We start from the raw sequence: 21,152 nt of genomic DNA, 5'->3' as shown, positions 1-21,152 counted from the left end.
GTGATCGTCGGCATCGGCGTTGACGTCGTGGACCTTGCGCGCTTCGAGCGCGCGCTGTCCCGTACGCCGGCTCTGGCGCCACGACTCTTCACCGACGACGAGCGAGACGGTCGCGCCCTGCGCTCCCTCGCGGGCCGCTTCGCCGCCAAGGAGGCCTTTATGAAGGCGCTCGGGGTATCGACGGGTGTGCGCTGGCACGACATGCGCGTCGTCTCCGACGAGCACGGCAACCCCTCGCTGCACCTGTCCGGCGCCGCCGCGACCCTCGCCGAGGAACGCGGCATCACCCGCGTTCACCTCTCCATGTCGCACGACGCCGGGGTGGCCATCGCCTACGTGGTGGCCGAGTCGTGAGCGGGCTGCGCACCGCCCGTATCGACCTCGCCGCGATCAGTCGCAACGTCGAGACCCTGCGCGGCGCGATCGGCACCGCGCACACCATGGTCGTCGTCAAGGCCAACGGTTACGGCCACGGCGCCGTCGAGTCCGCCCGTGCCGCCCTCGATGGCGGCGCCGACTGGTTCGGGGTCGTCGACTTCGACGAGGCGCTCGCCCTGCGCGACGCGGGTATCGACGCTCCACTGCTCGCCTGGCTTCACGGCGGCGAGGCCGACTTCGAATCCGCAATCGCCGAGCGCATCGACATCGGAGTGCACTCGGTCGAGCAGCTCGAGCGGGTGGCCGGGGCATCCGGAACCGCGCACGTGCACATCAAGGTGGATTCCGGGCTCGGCCGGGGCGGCGTGAGCGAGGACGACTGCGGCGAGCTCTTCGCAGCCGCGGTGGCCGCCGAGAAGCGTGGCGACCTGCGGGTGCGTGGCTTCTTCAGCCATCTCGCGGGTGCGGACGACGCGACCCAGGTCGCGCGCTTCGAGCGGATGCTCGGTGCCGCGCGGGCCGCCGGCCTCGACCCCGAGCTCGTCCACCTCGCCGCGACCGGTGGTGCCCTGCACCTGCCGGAGTCCCGCTTCGACATGGTGCGCATCGGCATCGGCGCCTACGGGATCTCCCCGTTCGTGACGCCCGTCGAGCTGCCCCTCACCCCCGCGATGGAGCTGAGCGGTGAGATCGTCTCTGCTAAACGGGTGCCTGCAGGCAGCGGCGTCTCCTACGACCACACCTACGTCACCGACCGCGAGACGACGCTCGTGCTCGTCCCGCTCGGCTACGCCGACGGGGTACCGCGCCACGCGTCGGGTGCCGGCCAGGTGCTTATCAACGGCGCAATCTACCCGGTCGCTGGCCGCGTCGCGATGGACCAGTTCGTGGTCGACGTCGGCGATGCCGCCGTGAAGGCCGGAGACCGTGCCGTGCTGTTCGGTGACCCCGCGACCGGTGCCCCGTCCGTTCAGGCCTGGGCGGATGCCGCGGGCTCGATCGGTTACGAGATCGTCGCGCGCATCGGCTCGCGTGTGCAGCGCGAGTACAGCGCATGACGACCCTGACCATTCCGACCCCGGACGCGATGCGCGAGCTGGGCGCGCTGCTCGCCGCGCAGCTCCGGGCGGGGGATCTCGTGACCCTCAACGGCGAACTCGGCGCGGGCAAGACCACCCTGACGCGCGGCCTCGGTGCGGCGCTCGGCGTGCGCGGCGCCGTGACCAGCCCGACCTTCGTGCTGGCGCGCACCCACCCGCGCGAATCGGGTGCTCCGCTCGTTCACGTTGATGCCTACCGGCTCGCGACGGCCATCGAGCTGGACGACCTCGACATCGACTTCGCCGCCTCTATCGTTGTGGTCGAATGGGGAGCGGGCAAGCTCGACGGCATCACCGACGACTGGCTGCAGCTCGACATCGTGAGACCCATCGGCGGAATCGAATCCGAAGAGGGTGTGGAACCTCGCACGGTCACCATCACAGGCCACGGCGCACGGTGGAGCGATCTAGGCTGGCTCAGTGCTCCTCGCCATTGATACCTCCGCCGGCACCAGCGTCGCGATCGTCGACCGCGATGCCGGGGTGCTCGCCGAACACTCCTCCGACGACACGCGTCGGCACGCCGAGGTCATCGACGGGCTCATCATCGCCTGCCTTGAGCAGTCCGGCATCGCCGTAACCGCCTTGTCCGGTGTCGCGGTCGGTATGGGCCCAGGCCCGTTCACCGGGCTGCGGGTCGGCATCGCCGCCGCGCGGGCCTTCGCTTTCGGGGCGGGCAAACCGGTGGTCCCTGTGGTCAGCCACGACGCCATCGCTTTCGGGATCACCGAGCCCACCCTCGTCGTTACCGACGCGCGCCGCCGCGAGGTGTACTGGAGCGCGTACTCGGGTTCCGATGAACAGGGGCTTCCAATCCGCACCCAGGGGCCTGAGCTCGCTCGCCCCGACGACCTGGCCACGGCCGTCGACGGATTCGCCGGGTACCGACGGCTCGACGCGGCCGTTGTGTCCGGGGCATCCATCGGCCTGCTGGCCGAAGGCCTCTACCTGCACGGACGTCCCTTCGCGGGCAACGAAGCGATGTATCTGCGCTCGCCCGACGTGACGATGTCCGCCGGCCCCAAGCGGGTGACGGCATGAGCTGGGAGCTGCGCCGCGCGAACGCCGACGACCTCGACGCGATCATGGCGATCGAGACCTCGGTCTTCGAGAACGACGCCTGGTCGGCCGAGAACATGGCCGCGGAACTCGCGAGCCGGCACACCTACTACCTCGTCGCGTCGCGGGTGGGTGTCGAGGCGTACGCCGGGCTGTTCGCGCCGCGCGGCAGCGAGCAGGCCGATATCCAGACCATCGCCGTGGGGGAGTCCGCCCGTCGCCAGGGACTCGGACGGGTGCTCATGCAGACCCTCATCGGGGAGGCCCGCGAGCGGGGAGCCACCGAGATGTTCCTCGACGTGCGCGCCGACAACCCCGGTGCCTCGGCGCTCTACGAGTCGCTCGGCTTCGAGCCGATCGCCGTGCGCGCCGGCTACTACCAGCCCGACAACGTCGACGCGGTGGTCATGAGACTGCACATCCCGACCCCTGAGACGGAAACAGCATGAGCGGACCCTTTGTGCTCGACCCGAGAGAAGCAACTCGCATCAGACCGCCTCTCGTGCTCGGGATCGAGACCAGCTGCGACGAGACCGGCATCGGCATCGTGCGCGGCACCGAGCTGCTCGCCAATGTGATCTCCTCCTCGATGGACGAGCACGCCCGCTACGGGGGCGTTGTGCCCGAGGTCGCCGCGCGCGCCCACCTCGAAGCGCTTGTGCCCGCGCTCGAAGCCGCACTCGCCGAGGCGAACGTGACTCTTGAGGAGCTCGACGCGATAGCGGTCACGAGCGGGCCGGGACTCTCCGGTGCGCTGATGGTCGGCGTTGGAGCGGCCAAGGCGCTCGCTGTCTCGCTCGACAAACCGCTCTACGCGGTGAACCACCTGGTCGGTCACGTGGGTGCAGATGCACTCGACGCCGACCCGCTCGACTACCCGACCATCGCCCTGCTCGTCTCGGGCGGGCACACCTCGCTGCTGCTCGTGCGCGACCTGGTCTCCGACGTCGAGCTGCTCGGCGAGACCATCGACGATGCCGCGGGCGAGGCATTCGACAAGGTCGCGCGCCTGCTCGGCCTGCCGTATCCGGGCGGGCCGCAGATCGACCGCGTGGCCGAGGGCGGCAACCCGAAGGCCATCCGATTTCCTCGCGGACTCAGCCACGCCAAAGACATGGACGAGCACCGCTACGACTTCTCCTTCTCGGGGCTGAAGACCGCCGTCGCCCGCTGGGTCGAGCAGAAGCGCGACGCGAACGAAGAAGTGCCGATGGCGGATGTCGCGGCCAGCTTCCGCGAATCCGTAGCCGACATCCTGCTCACCAAGGCCCTCGCGGCCTGCGCGGACTACGGTGTGCCGCGCCTGCTCCTCGGCGGCGGAGTCGTGGCCAACGCGCGGGTGCGGCAACTCGCGACGCAGCGCTGCGACGAGGCCGGGATCGAGCTGCGCATCCCGCCCCTCTCGCTCTGCACCGACAACGGCGCGATGATCGCGGCGCTCGGCGCGCAGCTCATCAGTGCCGGACATGCGCCCTCCGCGCCGGGCTTCGGGGCAGACTCGACACTGCCCGTCACCAGCATTCAGGCCTGACGCGCGGCGCAACACGGGGGCAGGGGACGTTGACTATCCCTCGTCTGGGTGCCACTATTGCACCGCCTATTCATTCGCACATCGAGGAGCATCACACCACATGTCTGACACCACGCCGCCGCCCTACGTTCCGGAGCCCACCCCCTACGCCGCACCGGTTGCCGCAGGAAAGACGAACACGCTCGCGATCGTCTCGCTCGTGACCTCGCTCGTCGGCATCGGCCTCGCCGGCGTCATCACGGGTCACATCTCCCTCGGCCAGATCAAGCGCACCGGTGAGTCGGGCCACGGCCTCGCGCTCGCCGGCCTCATCATCGGCTACATCGGTATCGCCTTCGGCGTTATCCTCACCATCTTCTGGATCGGCCTCTTCATCGCCGCCGCAAACAGCAACAGCTACACCGGTTACTAAACCTCAGGTTGTTTGAACTGTGGACTCACGCGCTAGCGTGAGTCCACAGGCATTTAACGCGAGGAGCAGGCCATGGCAGCGAAGAAGAAGAGCGAAGACGTTCCCCCGATCCCCGTCGCGCCCGATGCGAGCCCCGCGGCCGTAGCGCCCGAGGTGCCTGAAACTCCGGCAGCACCCGTCGTTCCCGAGGCCCCCGAGGCCCCGCAGGTCGCCGCCGGACCGCCACCCGCACCTGCCGCCGTCACCCCGGAGTTCGAGCCGCGCCCGAACCCGTACGCGGCGCCGGCAGCGCCCTACGGTGCTCCCGCCGCACCGCCCTATGGCGCCCCCGCGCAGCCCAACCCCTACGCGGTCACGCAGAACTACGACTACACGACCGGAACCTACGTCACCACGCCGGTGCAGCCGCAGGGCCTGAGCATCGCCTCGATGGTCACCGGCATCGTCGCTGTGCTGCTCACCTTCGCGTCGTTCGGCTTCATTCCCGGTGTTGTGGCCGTTGTGCTCGGCCACCTCGCCCAGAAGCGCCAGCCGCAGGCTCGGGCGATGTGGATCACCGGCCTCATCACCGGTTACATCGCCGCGGGTCTCGGAATCCTCACCGGCCTCTTCTGGCTCGCGATCATCCTGATCATCCCCGGTGCGGCGATGTGGGGCGACTTCTCCTAGAGGCGGTCCGCCAAAATCGCTATCCGCTTGCCCGCCGCGCGGGTGAGGATGAGGGTCGCGGATCCCGCACCCTTGAGCGACAGACGCTTGCGCAGCTGGGCGGGATCCACGTCGATGCCGCGCTTCTTGATCTCAAGGGTGCCGATGCCGCGCGCGCTGAGCAGCTGCTTGAGCCGCCGCTCGTCGTAGGGAAGTGTCTCGGCGACCCGGAAGCCTTGCGCGAACGGCGTGACGTCTGCGGTGTGTGAGGTGATCCAGGCGATCTGGTCGTCGAGCATTCGTGCGCCCAGTGAGCGGGCGAGGTCGCCGATCAGGCGGGCCCGGATGACGGCACCGTCCGGCTCGTAGAGGAACTCGCCGAGGTCCCCGGTGTCCGCGTCGGGCGAGTCACGCTCGGCCGTGAGCTCGGCTGTGCCGTGCGCCCCGATGACGAGGGCCGCCCGACCCACGCCCGGTCGGGCCACGGCGCCGAACCAGACGCCGACCTCGACGACATCCCGATCCACCGACACCCACTGCGCCTCGGTGCCGGGCGGAATGAGGTCGCGGTCAATGCCCGGCCCGAGCTTGACGCCCGCGGGCATCCGCTCTCCCAGTCCGAAGGCGAAGTCGAGGGAGGGCGACCAGTCGGCCGGATTGGATAGCCGCTTGCTGTCGTTGCGGCGCGCGGGGTCGAGGTAGACGCCGTCGAATTCGGCGAGTTCGACCGACTCGGCGTCGCCGTTGACGACCGTCGCGTTCGGCCAGCCGGCCAGGTTGTAGGCGGCGATCGCCGCGGTGACCTCATCCCGCTCGACGGCGGTCACCTCGAGGTCGATGGCGGCGAGCGCGAGGGCGTCTGCGCCGATGCCGCTGCCGAGATCGGCGATGCGGGTGAGGCCGGCATCGCGGAAGCGCCCCGCGTGCATCGCGGCGACGCGCAGCCGCGTTGCCTGCTCGAGCCCGGCCTCGGTGAACAGCATCCTCTCGGCAAATGGGCCGAATTTTGAGGATGCTCGTGCGCGCAGTCGGGCCTGGCTGAGAACGGCGGCCACGAGCCCGGGGGAGTGCCCGGCCTTGCGTAGGTCGGCGACCATTCGCACGACGTCTGCGGTGGTCTCATAGGGCGGCAGCGAGTCGAGCAGCCCGAGGCCCTCGACCGATAACAGTTCGCGTAGCTCCGATGCCTCCATGCCCCCCATTCTCCCGTGTTTCGCCCGCAGCGATCCTCTGGCACTCGGATTGCACGAGTGCTAACCGCCCGGTACAGTTGTTCTGGCACTCTCGTACCGAGTGTGCCAACCAAAGATTTCTAGTTTCAGAAAGAGGTGGACCGTGTCGGTCTCCATCAAGCCGCTCGAGGATCGCATCGTCATCAAGCAGGTCGAGGCAGAAACAACAACTGCTTCCGGACTCGTCATCCCCGACACCGCGAAGGAAAAGCCCCAGGAGGGTGAAGTCGTCGCCGTCGGCCCCGGTCGCATCGACGACAACGGAAACCGCATCCCCCTCGACATCGTCGTGGGCGACAAGGTCATCTACTCCAAGTACGGCGGAACCGAGGTGAAGTACGGCGGAGAAGACCTCCTCGTGCTCTCCGCTCGCGACGTGCTCGCCGTTGTGGTTCGCTAAGCAGCCAACCCGCAACGAATTACTGCCAGAACGCCCGGTGACCTCGGTCACCGGGCGTTCTGCCGTTCGCCGCGGGCCTAGTCTGAAGCGGTGCCCCTGAAACCCGCTCCCTCCAGCATGGGCGCGGGTCTCGCCTACGCGATCGCCGCGTACGGCCTCTGGGGCTTCCTGCCCGTCTTCTTCGTGCTGCTGTCACCTTCGTCCGCCCCCGAGATCGTCGCCTGGCGCATCGTGCTGTCGGTGGTCTTCTGCCTGGTGCTTCTCACTGTGACGAGAGGATGGCCCGCGCTCATCACCATCGTGCGGGACACCCGAACCACGCTCATCCTCGGCGGCGCCGGTGTGCTGATCCTGGTCAACTGGGGCGTGTACGTGTTCGCCACGCTGACCGGGCATGTGGTGGAGGCCGCACTCGGCTACTTCACCAACCCGATCGTGACGGTGCTGCTCGGCGTGTTCGTGCTGCGCGAGAAGCTGCGCCCGCTGCAGTGGGTCTCGATCGGCATCAGCGCCGTCGCCGTGCTCGTGCTCGCCGTGAATTACGGGCAGTTCCCGTGGATCGCGCTCATCCTCGCATTCTCATTCGGCCTGTACGGCCTGGTCAAGAAGCAGGTCGGCGGGCGAGTGGATGCGATCAGCGGGCTCACCATCGAGACGGCCTGGCTCGCGCCGTTCGCCTCGGTCGTGCTCATCGTCATTGCCGCGAACGGCGCGCTCACCACCGGTAACTCGGGAATTCCGCACCTGCTGCTTATGATGAGCGCCGGCGTCATCACCGCCGTTCCCCTGCTGCTCTTCGCGGCAGGTGCCCGGCGACTGCCGCTCAGCTACATGGGGCTGACCCAGTACCTCGCCCCGGTGCTGCAGCTGATCATCGGCGTGTTCGTGCTGCACGAGGACATGCCGTTCGCGCGCTGGCTCGGCTTCGGACTTGTCTGGGTCGCCCTCATCGTGCTCACCATCGACATGTTCACCGCGGGTCGGGGTCCTCGTCGCGCCTCCCTCGAGCGACCCTGACGCGACGGTAGGGTGCCCGGTATGCGGCGATCCCTTGCTCTCGGACTGGTGCTCGCCACAGGCCTTGGCGGCTGCTCGCTGCTCGCCCCCGAGCCCGCGCCGACTCCCGAGCAGACCTTCGCCATCACGGGCGACGGCGTGCTGCGCATCGGCACCCTGTTCGGCCTCACCGGCGCGAATGCCGCAACGGGTGGCGCGATGGTTGCGGGCGTCGAGCTCGCGGTGCGGGACATCAACCTCGCGGGTGGTGTGAACGGCGTGCCGGTCGAACTGTTCCACCGCAACTCGGCGGACGACGCGACCGGCGACCCCGCCGGCGTCTCCTCCGTCTCGCTCGCCGCCCTGCTCGAGCGTGGCGTCGACGTCATCATCGGGCCGTCCTCGGCGGCGGTCGCCACGGCGCTCCTGCCCGCTGCCGGAGACGTCCCCCTCATCTCACCCTCCGCCCAAGTCACCACAGCCGGACTGTTCAGCACTGCGCCCACGTCGGCCGGCGAGGCGAAGACGCTCAGCGTCGCTCTCAAGGATGCGGGGGCAAAGGCGGTTGCCGTTGTCCATCCGCAGGGCGTCGACGGTGTCGCCCTGAAGAAGCCCACCGACGTTCCCTACCCGGCCGGCGCCGTAGACCCGGCAGCGGTCACCGCGGCGATCGCCGATGCTGACGCCGTGGTGCTGTCCGGTGCGCCGGCGGATGTCGCGGCCCTCGCCCCCGCCCTCCTCGCGTCGGGGCTCTCTCCCGCCCAGCTCTGGTTCACTCGCGACTCCGCGGGGTCGTACTCCGACCTCCTCCCTGGCGGAGCGCTCCTCGGCGCGCACGCGATCATCGCCGGCGCCACCCCCGATGCCGCGTTCGTGGCGGCGCTGCGCCAGTCCGACCCTGGCGTCGCGTCGGTGCGGTACGCGGCGGAGGCCTACGACGCCACGGTGCTCGCGGCTCTTGCCGCAGTCGCGGCCGGGGATGACGGTGCGGCAGCCATCGCTCGAGGGCTCCGGCCGGTCTCGAGTGGGGGCATCCCGTGCACCAGTTTCGGCGAGTGCATCGACACGCTCGCCTCCCGCGACGACGTGGACTACAACGGCCTCTCCGGGCGGGTCGGCATCACCGAGAGTGGGGGAGTCGGGGCCGGCACTCACGCACTGTTCGAGTACACCGAGGCCAACAGACTCGTCTCCGCCGCGAAATAGGCAGAAATGCACCCCGTACAGGGGGCACCGGGTGACGCACAAGGTAACGATTGGGGCGCGTTACAGGGCTGTAACACGAACGTATTGTGCAGGAGCCCTTTGGGCCGTAGCTTGACATAACGGCCGTGCGCCAAGCACTGTCGTGTCCCAACACATTCAAGAGAAATGCAAGGAGCAACATGAGCGCATTCGCGAAGGCCCCGGCCTCCCGCTCACGCACCCTGAAGTCAGTCCTCGGCGGCATTGCCGTCGTTGGCGTTAGCGCACTCGTTCTGAGTGGCTGCGCCTCGACTCCTGAAGAGACGACCACCCCCGAAGGTCCCCGCGACCTGACGCTGAAGATCGGTACGGCTCTGCCCGTCACCGGCAACCTCGCATTCCTCGGCCCGCCCGAGATCGCGGGAGTCGGCCTTGCCGCCAAGGAGATCAACGAGGCCAATGTGGGTATCACCATCGAGGTCACCTACGGTGACTCGGGTGACGCTGACAACAAGGCGTACGCGACTGAAGTTCCCCGCCTCCTGAGCGCTGGCGTCTCCGCCATCATCGGTGCGGCATCTTCGGGAACCTCGAAGCTCTTCATCGATGACGTGACCGGCGCTGGAGTCATCCAGTTCTCCCCGGCCAACACCTCCGCAGACTTCACGACCTGGGACGACGACGGCCTCTACTGGCGTACCGCCCCCTCCGACGTGCTGCAGGGTGAAGTCCTCGGTAACCTCATCGCCGAAGACGGCAACGAGACCCTCGGAATCATCTACCTCAACGACTCCTACGGCACCGGCCTGAAGGACTACACGTCAAAGGCGTTCACCGCAGCTGACGGCGAAGTTGTCGCAGAGGCGTCGTACAACACCGGCGACACCTCGTTCGACGCACAGATCAGCGCAGTGACGGCGGCTAACCCCGACGCTATCGCGCTCATCGCGTTCGAAGAGACGAAGACCATCGTTCCGGCTCTCTCGGGCTTCCCGGCCGACAAGCTCTACTTCGTCGACGGAAACCTCTCGGACTACAGCGCCGACTTCGAGCCCGGCACCCTTGAGGGTGCACAGGGAACCCTCCCGGGTCTCGACACCGCCGACCTCGGTGACTTCACCGACCGTCTGCAGGCGTTCGTGAAGGAAGAGGGCGAAGACGAGCTCAAGGACTACAGCTACGCAGCCGAGTCCTACGACGCAGTCATCCTTCTCGCACTCGCCGCGCTCGAGGCCAACTCGGTCGAGGGCAAGGACATCGCTGCGAAGCTCCAGGAAGTCTCTGGCGGTGCCGGTGAAGGCGACAAGGCAACCGACTTCGCGTCGGCAGCCCAGATCATCCTCGATGGTGGAACCGTTGACTACGACGGCAACTCCGGCCCGGTCACGTTCGACGAGAACGGCGACCCGACCGAGGCAACGATCGGTATCTACAAGTACGGCAACGACAACAAGTACGCGCGCACCAACTAGTCACTGGTTGATCCGCCTGTAGTCGAACTGCACGGAAGCCCCCGGCCGCAAGGTCGGGGGCTTTCTGCGTGCCCGGGCTGGTGGCGCGCGCGAATGAGCCGGTTTCGGGCGTTCGAGCCCGCCTTGGCACCCTCATTCGCCCGAAACCTCGTCAGGTGCGGGATGACACTGAGCTCACTCGCGCGTTTTGACTGGGTGTGAGGGCGCTCAGGCAGCCAGAACGCCTCACTCGCGGGTTCGGGGGCGTGAGCCCGCCTTGGAGAGCCCCACAGTCGCGAGTCAGGGGTGGGGAGAGCCGGGGCATCCCGCGCCACATGCCCCGCGAGCCCCGTCAGGCGCCCGAACTACGCACACGCCCCCGGAGACAGCAGAACGGCCCCGGGCGAACCCGAGGCCGTTCAGCGGTGCGTAGAGCGCTTAGGCGGCGTCCTCGCCGAGCGTACCGAGGTACAGCGAGATCACCTTGGGGTCGTTGAGCAGGTCGCGGCCGGGACCGGTGTACGCGTCCTTGCCCTGGTCGAGCACGTAGCCGCGGTCGCAGATCTGCAGGCAGCGGCGAGCGTTCTGCTCCACCATGATGCAGGTCACGCCGGCCTGGTTGATCTCCGAGACGCGGATGAACGCCTCGTCCTGGCGCACCGGCGACAGTCCGGCAGACGGCTCGTCGAGCAGCAGCACCTGAGGGTCCATCATGAGTGCGCGGCCCATGGCGACCATCTGGCGCTCACCACCGGAGAGCGATCCGGCGCGCTGCTTGAGGCGCTTGCCCAGTTCGCTGAAGATGCCGGTCACGAAATCGAGGCGTTCCGCGTAGATCTTGGGGTTCTGGTAGAGCCCCATCTGCAGGTTCTCCTCGATCGACAGGCTCGGGAACACGTTGTTGTTCTGCGGCACGAAGCCGACACCGCGACCGACGAGCTTGTTGGCGGGGAGCCCGGTGATCTCGTCACCGTTCAGCAGAATCTGACCGCCACGGATCTTGACCTGGCCGAAGATGGCCTTGAGCAGCGTCGACTTGCCGGCGCCGTTCGGGCCGATGATGCCGATGAGCTCACCCTTTGCGGCCGTGAGGGAACACTCGTTGAGAATGTTGACTCCCGGCAGGTACCCGGCCGTGATGTTCTTCACATCGACGACGAGGGGGGCTGCTGGTGTGACGATGCTCACTGGTTTGCCTCTTTCTTCGCAGTCCTCTTGGACACCTTGACCTCGGGCTCGACCTCGTCGGCCTCTGCAGCGCCGGCGGCGGTGATCTCCTCGGCGGTGATCGCGGGAGCGTCACCGGTCGCCTTGACGCGACCCGTGACGACACCGAGGTCGGTGTCGATGTGGGCGCCCAGGTAGGCGTCGATCACCGCGGGGTCCTTCATCACGATGTCGGGCGGTCCCTCGGAGACGACGCGACCCTCAGCCATCACGATGACCCAGTCGGCGATGTGGCTGACCATCTGCATGTCATGCTCGACAAACAGTACGGTCATGCCCTGTGTCTTCAGGTCGAGGATGTGGTCGAGCAGGCTCTGGGTGAGCGCGGGGTTCACGCCCGCCATCGGCTCGTCCAGCATCACGAGTGAGGGCTGGCTCATGAGCGCGCGTGCCATCTCGAGCAGCTTGCGCTGTCCACCGGAAAGTCCGGCAGCGAAGTCCTCGCTCTTGGCGTCGAGCTTGAACTTCTCGAGCAGCACGGCGGCGCGTGCCTCGATCTCGCGCTCCTGGCGGCTCCAGAGGAAGGGGAACATGCTCTCGAACAGGTTCTCGCCGAGCTGGCCGGTCGCCCCGAGCTTCATGTTGTCACGCACGGTCAGCAGACCGAGGGCCTTGGTCAGCTGGAAGGTGCGAACCATTCCCCTGCGCGACACCTTGAACGCCGGCACTCCGCCGATGGAGGTGAGCACACGCTCATCCTTCAGCTCGGTATAGACGAGGTCGGCGAGGGCGAAGACGCCGGTTCCTGCGACCTTGTCCGCGACACCGCGCTGCTTGCCCGACTTGTCCCACTGCACCGAGAGGCTGAGCAGGATGTAGGTGATGAGCGTGAAGCCGAGCACCTCGAAGACCAGGAAGCGCAGGATGGCGCGCCCCCAGCCGATCGGGAGACCGGGGTTGGTGGTGACTGAGAGCACCCGAAGGCCGAGCGCGCGCTTGCCGATCGTCTCGCCGCGAGTGGCGACGAGGCTGATCTGGTAGGCGGCGAATCCGAGCACTGCGGCAGCGGAAATCAGCCCGAAGAACGCGATGACGCCGGGAGAGTTCGCCTGCAGTGCGCCGACGAAGATGCCCGACGCGATGCCGACGACCAGGACACCGAGCACGGTGTCGATGAGGCGAGCGAAGAAACGTGTCTGCAGGTCCGCTGGACTAATGGATGAGACATCCACCGTCTTGGGAACCGTCGACAGCGTCCACTCGCCCGTGTTCGGCTTGTCGAAACCGGTGAGGAGGTTGAACAGCGTCGTCTTGCCGGCACCGTTCGGCCCGATGAGCGCGGTGATCGCGCCACGGGGGATCTCAAGGTGCTCGACGTCCACGGCCTTGAGGCCACCGAACGTGCGGGTGATGTTGTTGGCGACGATGATCGGGTCGACCTTCGCCACACCGGGCTTGATCTCGCCCGAGTGGAGTCCGGTCGTCTTGACCGGGGTGCCGGTGCTGGGGAGCGAGTTACTTGACAAAGGTCAGCTCCTTCTTGTTTCCGAAGATGCCCTGGGGCCTGAATATCACGATGAGCATAAGCGCGACCCCGACAAGGATGAAGCGCAGCACCTGCGACTGGATGGTGGTCATGAACGGCAGCGCACCGACCTGCACGAGGGCGGGCAGCACATTCGACAGGAACGCCATGATCACCCAGAAGATGATGGAACCCGCGATCGGGCCGAAGACCGTCGCAGCACCACCCAGCAGGAGGATCGTGTAGAGGAAGAAGGTGAGGCTCGTCACGTAGACGCTCGGCACCACTGCGGAGGGAAGCGCGAGCACCACTCCACCGAGGGCACCCATGGCGCCACCGATGATGAGCGACTGCATCTTGTAGGCGAAGACGTTCTTGCCGAGGGCGCGAACCGCGTCCTCGTCTTCACGGATTCCCTTGATGACGCGACCCCACGGGCTGCGCATAAGCGCGAAGACCACGAGGGCGGCGATGACGACGAGCGCGAAGCCGAAGATGCGCACCCACCACTGGTTCTCGTTGTAGATCCACGGGCCGAAGCCGTAGAGACCATCGGGGATCGGGTTGGCCGCGCGGAAGCTCGCGTGGTAGTTGCCGAGTCCGTCAGCCGAGTTGGTGTACTCGTCGAAGGCCTGCGTTGTGAACAGCAGTCGAACGATTTCCGCAGCGGCGATCGTCACGATGGCGAGGTAGTCGGCGCGCAGTCTCAGCGTCGGGATACCGAGCACGAAGGCGAAGATCACCGAAGCGCCAAGACCGACGAGGATTCCGATCCACCACGGCAGGCCGAAGCTCAGGATCGAGATCGCGTAGCCGTAGGCACCGAGGGCCATGAAGCCGGCCTGACCGAAGTTCAGGAGGCCCGTGTAGCCGAAGTGCACGGCGAGACCCAGGGCAGCCAGCGCGTAGGCGATGGTCTCCGGGCTGATCAGCCAGGCGGCCGTGTTCGAGAGAATTGATACCCAATCCATGTTTCTTGCCTAACCTATTCTCTCGCGGCGACCGAGGATGCCCTGCGGACGCACCAGCAACACGAGGATGAGCACGACGAGTGCGCCCACGTACTTGAGGTCGGACGGAATCCAGAGCGTCGAGATCTCGACGAGCATTCCGACGACGAGGGATCCGACGAGCGCACCGAAGGCCGTGCCGAGTCCGCCGAGGGTGATTGCGGCGAAGATGAGGAGCAGGATGCCCGCACCCATGTCCCACTTGATGCCCGGGCGGAAGTAGGCCCACAGGATTCCGGACAGACCCGCGAGGGCGGATGCCAGGACCCAGACGATACGGATCACGCGGTCGACGTCGATGCCGCTCGCGGCTGCGAGTGACACGTTGTCTGAGATGGCGCGGGTCGCCTTGCCGATGCGGGTGTTGACGAGCCACCAGGCCACGCCGAGCAGCACCACAACGCTGACGACCATGCTCACCATGTCGGTGACGGTCAGTGCGACCGAGCCGAACAGTGTGATCTCAGCGGCCCCGGCTCCGGGGAGCTGGTATGTGCCACCACCGATGAAGTACTGGAACACGTAGCGCAGGGCGAGGGAGAGGCCGATGCTCACGATCATGAGCTGGACTATTCCGACACCCTTTTTGCGCAGGGGTCTCCACAGGCCGGCATCGAGCACCAGTCCGAACAGTCCGCTCAGCACCACCGCCACGGGGATCGCGACGAAGACGGGCCAGCTCCAGAACACGCTGAACAGCAGGGCCATCACGGCACCGAAGGTCACGAGCTCGGCGTGGGCGAAGTTCGACAGTCCGGTAGTACCGAACACGAGCGAGGCGCCGATGGCGGCGAGAGCCAGCATCAGGCCGAAGTTGAGGCCGTTGACCGCGCGGTCGACGAACTGGTCGAAGAAGCTGACGGTGACGCGCACTCCCTCACCGAGGAAGAAGTTGACCGTCTTGTTCTTGGTCAGTCCGAACTCGGCGTCGACAACGGCTTCGCCCTCGACGACGACAACGCCGTCGGGAAGGCTGTCTTCCACGAGGGTGATCTCGTATTCGCCCTTCTCGGGCACGCCGATACGCCACTTGCCGTCTTCATCGGTCACGACTTCGGCGTTGTAGCCGCCGCCTGAGACCTTGATGAGAACGTCGCCGACAGGCTCGCTGTCGTACTTCACGTTGCCGGCGAATATGTAGTCATATTCGTCGGTACCGACCTCGTCGGCATGTGCCGGCGACCCGATCGACGTCAGGGCGAATATGCCAAACAGGGCAGCGAATATGACCACGAGCAGGGTAGACCTGCGCTGGTGAGTCCTTCGAGCGACTTCCACGGAACCTCCAAGACGAGACCAGCCGAGACTTGCTATCTCGCGGGTTCTGGCGCAGCGTCGGCATTGACGATACTGGTGATTTGTGTCACCCATGTTTCGAGCAGCACAAATCCGGTATCGCTAATTATGCGTGCGGAATAGGAGAAGGTCTAACGCGTTAACATGGTGTACCGGTATCCAGTGGCGCATCCGGGTTAAATAGACACTTCTTTTGCCCAGGAGACTCATGGACCAGCCTGACCCTTTCGGTTTCATCGGACTTACCTACGATGACGTGATGCTCCTTCCGGGACACACCGATGTGATTCCCAGCGAGGCCGATACGACCTCGCGCCTGACCCGCCGCATCACGGTCTCCTCCCCTCTCCTGTCCGCGGCGATGGACACGGTCACCGAGTCGCGAATGGCGATCGCGATGGCCCGCAACGGCGGCATCGGCGTTCTGCACCGCAACCTCTCCATCGAGGAGCAGGCGGCGCACGTCGACAAGGTCAAGCGCAGCGAGTCCGGCATGATCACCAACCCCGTCACCACCACCCCCGATGCGACGGTCGCCGAGGTGGACGCGCTCTGCGGCCAGTTCCGCGTCTCCGGCCTCCCGGTCGTCGAGGCAGACGGTCGCCTCGTGGGCATCATCACGAACCGCGACATGCGCTTCGTCTCCGACTTCGAGAAGCACACCACCCTCGTACGTGACGTCATGACGACGAACGGGCTTATCACCGCCCCGGTCGGTGTGGGTTCGGATGTCGCGATCTCCCTGTTCGCCCAGCACAAGATCGAGAAGCTCCCGTTGGTCGACGGCGCAGGTATCCTGCGTGGCCTGATCACCGTCAAGGATTTCGACAAGAGCGAGAAGTATCCGAACGCAACCAAGGACAGCGAGGGCCGCTTGCGCGTCGCTGCAGCCATCGGCTTCTTCGGTGATGCCTGGGATCGCGCGGTTGCGCTCAACGAGGCCGGCGTCGACGCGATCGTCGTCGATACCGCCAACGGCGACTCGGCCGGCGTGCTCGACATGATCCGCCGCATGAAGTCAGAGCCCTCGTTCGCTCACATCGACGTGATCGGCGGCAACGTCGCAACGCGCTCCGGCGCCCAGGCGCTCATCGACGCGGGCGCCGACGCCATCAAGGTGGGCGTAGGCCCCGGCTCGATCTGCACGACCCGGGTTGTGGCCGGTGTCGGTGTTCCCCAGGTGACCGCGGTGTACGAGGCATCCCTCGCCGCACGCGAGGTTGGCGTTCCGGTGATCGCGGACGGCGGCCTGCAGTACTCCGGTGACATCGCCAAGGCGCTCGTCGCCGGCGCGGACACCGTCATGCTGGGGTCACTCCTCGCCGGCTGTGACGAGAGCCCCGGGGACCTCGTCTTCGTCAACGGCAAGCAGTTCAAGAACTACCGCGGAATGGGCTCGCTCGGCGCGCTGCAGACCCGCGGCAAGAAGACGTCGTACTCTCGCGACCGCTATTTCCAGGCGGATGTCCCGTCGGACGAGCAGCTGATCGCCGAAGGCATCGAGGGCCAGGTTCCGTACCGCGGACCGCTCTCCGCCGTCGCGTACCAGCTGCTCGGCGGCCTGCGCCAGTCGATGTTCTACACGGGTGCCCGCACGATCACCGAGCTCAAGAACAAGGGCAAGTTCGTGCGCATCACCGCGGCCGGTCTCAAGGAGAGCCACCCGCACGACATCCAGATGACGGTCGCGGCACCTAACTACTCGCGCTAATTTTGCGTACGGCTTCACCGAGCACATCGGGCGAGCACGCGAGGTTGAGCCGCGCGAAGCCGCTGGCCCCGAAGTCCGGGCCGGAGGCGAGCGCGACACCGCGCTCGAGCGCGAGACGCGCGGGGTCCGCGCCCCACGGGGCCGGGAACCCGAGCCAGGCGAGGTAGCCCGCCGCGGGCGGGCGGAATGTGACATCCGGAAGCTGCTCCGACAGCAGGGTTGCGAGCAGCGCACTGCTGGCCTCGATGGCGGCGATCGTGCCGTCGAGCCACTCGTCACCCTGCTCGAACGCCGCGACGGAGGCGTGCAGGCCGAGGATGCTGGTGCGCCACAGTACCTCCTCGGTCATCGAGTCGAGCAGGGCAAGCGGTCGTAGGCCGTCGGCGACCAGCACGGCACACTTGACCCCGGCGAGGTTGAAGGCCTTGCTCGCGCTCGTGACGGTGATGCCCGTGGCCCGCGCGGCGTCCGACACGTCGAGCCACGGTGTGAAGAGTGCCGTCGAGTGAGTGAGCGGCGCGTGGATCTCGTCGCTGATCACCGTCACGCCGTACTTCGCGGCAAGTTCGGCGACGGCCGCAAGGGTCTCGCGGGAGTGCACGAGGCCGAGCGGGTTGTGCGGATTGCACAGCAGGTAGGCGGTGGCGCCCGCCGCGAACGCGCGGTCGAGGCCGGCGAGGTCGATAGCGTCGCCGCGCAGGGGCACGTCGACGACGACCCCGCCTGCTTCGACCGGCAGCGCGAAGAACGGCGGGTACACGGGGGAGTTGATCACCACCGCTTCGCCGGGGCTGATCGCCTGGCGCAGCGACTCGACGATCGCGACGCTCACGTCGGTGGTCGTGCGTACGTTCGCGGGATCCACCGTCCAGCCCCAGCGGCGGGACGCGAAGCCCGCGAATGCCGCGCCGACGGGGAGCGGCGAGCCGACATATCCCGTGTCGGAGGCTCGGATGCGGTCGATCATCGCCTCGGCCACCACGGGTGCGAGCGGGTAGTCCATCTCGGCGACGAACAGCGGCAGCACGTCGGCGGGGTACGTCGTCCACTTCTCGCTCGTGCGCGTGCGGAGGAGGTCGAGGGAGTCGGCGGAAACGTCCATGACTCCAGCATCGCAGGCCACCGATAGTCTTAGGGGTGTGAGTGATATCGAGATCGGCCGCTCCAAGCGAGCCCGCCGTGCCTACGCCTTCGACGACATCGCGATCGTGCCCAGTCGGCGCACCCGCGACCCGCACGACGTCTCGGTGACCTGGACCATCGACGCATACACCTTCGACATCCCGGTGCTCGCCGCACCGATGGACTCGGTGGTGAGCCCCGCAACGGCGATCACGATGGGCCGCCTCGGCGGACTTGGAGTGCTCGACCTCGAAGGGCTGTGGACGCGCTACGACGACCCCGAGCCGCTGCTCGCCGAGATCCGCGGGCTCGCGCCCGAAGACGCGACCAAGCGCATGCAGCAGATCTACGCCGAGCCGATCAAGCCCGAACTCGTCACCGCCCGCCTCGCCGAGATCCGCGCCTCCGGCGTTCCGGTTGCCGGCGCGCTCAGCCCACAGCGCACGCAGGAGCTCTACAAGACCGTTGTCGACGCCGGAGTCGACCTGTTCGTGATCCGCGGCACCACGGTGAGCGCCGAGCACGTCAGCAAGAACGTGGAACCGCTCAACCTCAAGGAGTTCATCTACGAACTCGACGTTCCCGTCATCGTGGGCGGCGCATCCACCTACACGGCTGCCCTGCACCTCATGCGCACGGGCGCGGCGGGTGTACTGGTGGGCTTCGGCGGCGGTGCCGCATCCACGACCCGCGCCTCGCTCGGCATTCACGCCCCGATGGCAACTGCCGTGGCGGATGTCGCGGGCGCACGTCGCGACTACCTCGACGAGTCCGGCGGCCGCTACGTGCACGTCATCGCCGACGGGGGTCTCGGAACCAGCGGAGACATCGTCAAGGCGATCTCGATGGGCGCAGACGCCGTCATGCTCGGTTCGACCCTCGCCCGCGCGACCGACGCCCCCGGCGGCGGCTGGCACTGGGGTGCCGAAGCGCACCACTCCGAGCTTCCGCGCGGCAACCGGGTCGAGGTCGGCACGCTGGCTCCGCTCGAAGAAATTCTTTTCGGCCCGTCCACAGTTGCAGATGGCAGGGTTAACCTCATCGGCGCACTCCGCCGGTCGATGGCGACAACCGGATACTCAGACCTCAAGGAATTCCAGCGGGTCGAAGTGGTCGTCGCACCGTACAACGGCAGCTAATAGCTAAGGAAGCTCTTATGGCCAGGCTCAAGACAGTCACCCGTTCCTCCAAGCTCGGGCCCGATGAGCGGTCAGCCGCCATCGAGGCGCTCAAGAGCAAAGAGCTCGACATCCTCGTCGTCGGCGGAGGCATCGTCGGCACCGGTTCCGCACTGGATGCCGTGACCCGTGGCCTGTCGGTCGGCATGGTCGAGGCCCGCGACTGGGCCTCGGGCACCTCGAGCCGATCGTCGAAGCTCGTGCACGGCGGCATCCGCTACCTCGAACAGCTCGACTTCCGCCTCGTGCGTGAGGCGCTCATCGAGCGGGGCCTCCTGCTGCAGCGCATCGCGCCGCACTTGGTGAAGCCGGTCAAGTTCCTCTACCCGCTCACCAAGCCGGTCTACGAACGCATGTACATCGGCGCCGGCATGCTCCTCTACGACCTCTTCTCCTACACGGGTGGCCGCCCACCCGGAGTTCCCCACCACCGCCACCTCTCCAAGCGCCAGATGCTGCGCGCCGCCCCCAGCCTCGCCAACGATGCATTCATCGGCGGACTCACCTACTACGACGCACAGGTGGACGATGCACGGTACGTGGCATCCCTCGCCCGCACCGCATCGTTCTACGGTGCGCACGTGGCATCCCGAATTCGTGTCGAAGGGTTCATCAAGGTCGGCCAGCGCGTCGTCGGAGTGAACGCCCACGACCTCGAGACGGGCGAGAAGTTCGAGATCCGCGCGCGCCAGGTCGTCAACGCGACCGGCGTCTGGACCGACGACACCCAGTCCATGGTCGGCGAACGCGGGCAGTTCAAGGTTCGCGCGTCGAAAGGTGTGCACCTCGTGGTGCCGCGCGATCGGTTCCAGTCGAAGCTGGGCCTGCTGCTGCGCACCGAGAAGAGCGTGCTGTTCGTTATCCCGTGGGGTCGCCATTGGCTGATCGGCACGACCGACACCGACTGGAACCTCGACAAGGCGCATCCGGCGGCAACGGCCGCGGACATCGACTACATCCTCGAGCACGTGAACAAGGTGCTCGCCGTCAAGCTGACCCGGGATGACGTCGAAGGCGTATTCGCCGGGTTGCGGCCGCTGCTCTCCGGTGAGTCGGACGAGACCTCCAAGCTCAGCCGGGAGCATATCGTCGCGCACACCGTGCCCGGTCTCGTCGTGGTTGCGGGCGGCAAGTGGACGACGTACCGCATCATGGCCAAGGACGCCATCGATGAGGCAGCCGCCGCGCTCGACGGCAAGGTGCCCGAGAGCGCGACCGAAGACATCGCGCTGCTCGGCGCCGAGGGCTACCAGGCCGCGTGGAACAAGCGGGCCAAGATCGCCCGCGCCTTCGACGTGCACAAGGTGCGCATCGAGCACCTGCTCAATCGCTACGGCGTGATGACGGACGAGCTGCTCGACCTGATCCGCGAGCGCCCCGAACTCAAGGAGCCCCTGCCCGGCGCAGACGACTACATCGGCGCAGAGGTCGTGTACGCGGCGACCCACGAGGGTGCCCTGCACCTTGAGGACGTGCTCGCGCGGCGCACCCGCATCTCAATCGAGGCCTGGGATCGCGGCGTCTCCGCCGCCCCCGTCGCCGCGGCCCTCATGGGTGCGGAACTCGGCTGGGATGCGGCCCGCATCGAGAAAGAGATCAACAACTACCTCAAGCGGGTGGCTGCCGAGCTCGAGAGCCAGACGCAGCCCGACGACGCCTCCGCCGATCGCGTGCGGCTCGAGGCGCCTGACATCGTCGCGACGAAGTAGGGGCTCCCGTTCGAGGCGTCTCGCGGCTTAGGCACCAAGACC

Annotated in this window: 20 protein-coding genes and 3 pseudogenes; 15 read left to right on the top strand and 8 right to left on the bottom strand. The window is 67.1% G+C overall.

Features of this window, described 5'->3' with window-relative positions:
* The 8 genes from EYE40_RS10555 to EYE40_RS10520 all read left to right on the top strand — a co-directional run bounded on the left by EYE40_RS10555 (window position 1) and on the right by EYE40_RS10520 (window position 5,149).
* On the top strand, window positions 1-354 hold the full coding sequence (locus tag EYE40_RS10555) for a holo-ACP synthase (protein ID WP_130981902.1): 354 nt from the start codon (window positions 1-3) through the stop codon (window positions 352-354).
* Window positions 351-1,436: an alanine racemase gene (gene alr, locus EYE40_RS10550; RefSeq protein ID WP_130981901.1), complete on the top strand. Its 1,086-nt coding sequence runs from the start codon at window positions 351-353 to the stop codon at window positions 1,434-1,436. Before EYE40_RS10555 ends, alr begins: the two co-directional genes overlap by 4 nt.
* The gene (tsaE, locus tag EYE40_RS10545) at window positions 1,433-1,915 is read left to right on the top strand and encodes a tRNA (adenosine(37)-N6)-threonylcarbamoyltransferase complex ATPase subunit type 1 TsaE (RefSeq protein ID WP_204742239.1); all 483 of its coding nucleotides are present in this window, start codon (window positions 1,433-1,435) and stop codon (window positions 1,913-1,915) included. The genes alr and tsaE overlap by 4 nt, the downstream gene beginning before the upstream one ends.
* Window positions 1,899-2,519: a tRNA (adenosine(37)-N6)-threonylcarbamoyltransferase complex dimerization subunit type 1 TsaB gene (gene tsaB, locus EYE40_RS10540; protein ID WP_130981900.1), complete on the top strand. Its 621-nt coding sequence runs from the start codon at window positions 1,899-1,901 to the stop codon at window positions 2,517-2,519. The genes tsaE and tsaB overlap by 17 nt, the downstream gene beginning before the upstream one ends.
* On the top strand, window positions 2,516-2,986 hold the full coding sequence (gene rimI, locus EYE40_RS10535; protein ID WP_130981899.1) for a ribosomal protein S18-alanine N-acetyltransferase: 471 nt from the start codon (window positions 2,516-2,518) through the stop codon (window positions 2,984-2,986). Before tsaB ends, rimI begins: the two co-directional genes overlap by 4 nt.
* Window positions 2,983-4,068, top strand: a complete 1,086-nt coding sequence (tsaD, locus tag EYE40_RS10530) for a tRNA (adenosine(37)-N6)-threonylcarbamoyltransferase complex transferase subunit TsaD (RefSeq protein WP_130981898.1) — start codon at window positions 2,983-2,985, stop codon at window positions 4,066-4,068. The genes rimI and tsaD overlap by 4 nt, the downstream gene beginning before the upstream one ends.
* Before the next feature lie 100 nt (window positions 4,069-4,168).
* Complete coding sequence (locus tag EYE40_RS10525; RefSeq protein ID WP_130981897.1) at window positions 4,169-4,480, top strand: DUF4190 domain-containing protein; 312 nt, start codon at window positions 4,169-4,171, stop codon at window positions 4,478-4,480.
* Window positions 4,481-4,552: 72 nt separating this feature from the next.
* The gene (locus tag EYE40_RS10520) at window positions 4,553-5,149 is read left to right on the top strand and encodes a DUF4190 domain-containing protein (RefSeq protein WP_130981896.1); all 597 of its coding nucleotides are present in this window, start codon (window positions 4,553-4,555) and stop codon (window positions 5,147-5,149) included.
* On the opposite strand, the gene EYE40_RS10515 is transcribed toward EYE40_RS10520, so the two are convergent.
* A complete protein-coding gene (locus tag EYE40_RS10515; RefSeq protein ID WP_130981895.1) occupies window positions 5,146-6,321 on the bottom strand; it encodes a THUMP-like domain-containing protein in 1,176 nt (391 codons plus the stop codon). The genes EYE40_RS10520 and EYE40_RS10515 overlap by 4 nt on opposite strands.
* A gap of 142 nt (window positions 6,322-6,463) precedes the next feature.
* On the opposite strand from EYE40_RS10515, the gene groES reads away from it, so the two are divergent.
* The 4 genes from groES (at window position 6,464) to EYE40_RS10495 (ending at window position 10,413) form a co-directional block, all read left to right on the top strand.
* Entirely contained in the window at window positions 6,464-6,760 is a 297-nt protein-coding gene (groES, locus tag EYE40_RS10510) for a co-chaperone GroES (protein WP_130981894.1), read from the top strand.
* A 96-nt stretch (window positions 6,761-6,856) separates the two neighbouring features.
* The gene (rarD, locus tag EYE40_RS10505) at window positions 6,857-7,777 is read left to right on the top strand and encodes an EamA family transporter RarD (protein ID WP_420810069.1); all 921 of its coding nucleotides are present in this window, start codon (window positions 6,857-6,859) and stop codon (window positions 7,775-7,777) included.
* A 21-nt stretch (window positions 7,778-7,798) separates the two neighbouring features.
* A complete protein-coding gene (locus EYE40_RS10500) occupies window positions 7,799-8,962 on the top strand; it encodes an ABC transporter substrate-binding protein (protein ID WP_130981893.1) in 1,164 nt (387 codons plus the stop codon).
* A 179-nt stretch (window positions 8,963-9,141) separates the two neighbouring features.
* Complete coding sequence (locus EYE40_RS10495; RefSeq protein WP_130981892.1) at window positions 9,142-10,413, top strand: ABC transporter substrate-binding protein; 1,272 nt, start codon at window positions 9,142-9,144, stop codon at window positions 10,411-10,413.
* A 417-nt stretch (window positions 10,414-10,830) separates the two neighbouring features.
* Here the strand turns inward: EYE40_RS10495 and EYE40_RS10490 are convergent, their stop codons facing one another.
* The 6 genes and pseudogenes from EYE40_RS10490 to EYE40_RS10470 all read right to left on the bottom strand — a co-directional run bounded on the left by EYE40_RS10490 (window position 10,831) and on the right by EYE40_RS10470 (window position 15,333).
* Window positions 10,831-11,580, bottom strand: coding sequence for an ABC transporter ATP-binding protein (locus EYE40_RS10490; protein WP_240034794.1), 750 nt, complete (start codon window positions 11,578-11,580; stop codon window positions 10,831-10,833).
* Window positions 11,577-12,299 (bottom strand): annotated as a pseudogene (locus tag EYE40_RS15645) (ABC transporter ATP-binding protein); the annotation flags it as partial. The pseudogene EYE40_RS15645 and the gene EYE40_RS10490, both read right to left, overlap by 4 nt.
* A 75-nt stretch (window positions 12,300-12,374) precedes the next feature.
* Window positions 12,375-12,791, bottom strand: a pseudogene (locus EYE40_RS15640) (RDD family protein); the annotation flags it as partial.
* A gap of 21 nt (window positions 12,792-12,812) precedes the next feature.
* Window positions 12,813-13,019, bottom strand: a pseudogene (locus tag EYE40_RS15635) (ATP-binding cassette domain-containing protein); the annotation flags it as partial.
* Between the two features lie 55 nt (window positions 13,020-13,074).
* Window positions 13,075-14,055 (bottom strand): branched-chain amino acid ABC transporter permease, encoded by a 981-nt coding sequence (locus EYE40_RS10475; protein ID WP_130981891.1) that lies wholly within the window; start codon window positions 14,053-14,055, stop codon window positions 13,075-13,077.
* Between the two features lie 9 nt (window positions 14,056-14,064).
* Window positions 14,065-15,333, bottom strand: a complete 1,269-nt coding sequence (locus tag EYE40_RS10470; protein WP_420810068.1) for a branched-chain amino acid ABC transporter permease — start codon at window positions 15,331-15,333, stop codon at window positions 14,065-14,067.
* 265 nt (window positions 15,334-15,598) lie between these two features.
* Between EYE40_RS10470 and guaB the strand changes: the two genes are divergently transcribed.
* Entirely contained in the window at window positions 15,599-17,101 is a 1,503-nt protein-coding gene (gene guaB, locus EYE40_RS10465) for an IMP dehydrogenase (RefSeq protein WP_130981889.1), read from the top strand.
* Here guaB and EYE40_RS10460 read toward each other — a convergent pair.
* Window positions 17,085-18,203 carry a MalY/PatB family protein gene (locus EYE40_RS10460; protein WP_130981888.1) on the bottom strand — a complete coding sequence of 373 codons (1,119 nt, stop codon included), beginning with the start codon at window positions 18,201-18,203 and terminating at the stop codon, window positions 17,085-17,087. The two genes, guaB and EYE40_RS10460, sit on opposite strands and share 17 nt — an antisense overlap.
* 37 nt (window positions 18,204-18,240) lie before the next feature.
* Here EYE40_RS10460 and EYE40_RS10455 point away from each other — a divergent pair, with 37 nt between their 5' ends.
* Window positions 18,241-19,362, top strand: a complete 1,122-nt coding sequence (locus tag EYE40_RS10455) for a GuaB3 family IMP dehydrogenase-related protein (protein WP_240034793.1) — start codon at window positions 18,241-18,243, stop codon at window positions 19,360-19,362.
* Between the two features lie 17 nt (window positions 19,363-19,379).
* A complete protein-coding gene (locus tag EYE40_RS10450; RefSeq protein WP_130981886.1) occupies window positions 19,380-21,110 on the top strand; it encodes a glycerol-3-phosphate dehydrogenase/oxidase in 1,731 nt (576 codons plus the stop codon).
* Window positions 21,111-21,152: the final 42 nt, after the last annotated feature.

It is taken from the genome of Glaciihabitans arcticus, from assembly GCF_004310685.1.
GTDB lineage: Bacteria > Actinomycetota > Actinomycetes > Actinomycetales > Microbacteriaceae > Conyzicola > Conyzicola arctica.
Note: the sequence above shows the minus strand (reverse complement) of the source record. Positions and strands in the feature narration are given on the sequence as shown.

What these genes read in the sequence shown, in the direction of transcription:
- tsaE (WP_204742239.1), top strand. Translation starts at nt 1,433, where the DNA reads ATGACGACCCTGACCATTCCGACCCCGGACGCGATGCGCGAGCTGGGC.
- rimI (WP_130981899.1), top strand. Translation starts at nt 2,516, where the DNA reads ATGAGCTGGGAGCTGCGCCGCGCGAACGCCGACGACCTCGACGCGATC.
- tsaD (WP_130981898.1), top strand. Translation starts at nt 2,983, where the DNA reads ATGAGCGGACCCTTTGTGCTCGACCCGAGAGAAGCAACTCGCATCAGA.
- EYE40_RS10525 (WP_130981897.1), top strand. Translation starts at nt 4,169, where the DNA reads ATGTCTGACACCACGCCGCCGCCCTACGTTCCGGAGCCCACCCCCTAC.
- EYE40_RS10520 (WP_130981896.1), top strand. Translation starts at nt 4,553, where the DNA reads ATGGCAGCGAAGAAGAAGAGCGAAGACGTTCCCCCGATCCCCGTCGCG.
- EYE40_RS10515 (WP_130981895.1), bottom strand. Translation starts at nt 6,321, where the DNA reads ATGGAGGCATCGGAGCTACGCGAACTGTTATCGGTCGAGGGCCTCGGG.
- EYE40_RS10500 (WP_130981893.1), top strand. Translation starts at nt 7,799, where the DNA reads ATGCGGCGATCCCTTGCTCTCGGACTGGTGCTCGCCACAGGCCTTGGC.
- EYE40_RS10495 (WP_130981892.1), top strand. Translation starts at nt 9,142, where the DNA reads ATGAGCGCATTCGCGAAGGCCCCGGCCTCCCGCTCACGCACCCTGAAG.
- EYE40_RS10475 (WP_130981891.1), bottom strand. Translation starts at nt 14,055, where the DNA reads ATGGATTGGGTATCAATTCTCTCGAACACGGCCGCCTGGCTGATCAGC.
- guaB (WP_130981889.1), top strand. Translation starts at nt 15,599, where the DNA reads ATGGACCAGCCTGACCCTTTCGGTTTCATCGGACTTACCTACGATGAC.
- EYE40_RS10460 (WP_130981888.1), bottom strand. Translation starts at nt 18,203, where the DNA reads ATGGACGTTTCCGCCGACTCCCTCGACCTCCTCCGCACGCGCACGAGC.
- EYE40_RS10450 (WP_130981886.1), top strand. Translation starts at nt 19,380, where the DNA reads ATGGCCAGGCTCAAGACAGTCACCCGTTCCTCCAAGCTCGGGCCCGAT.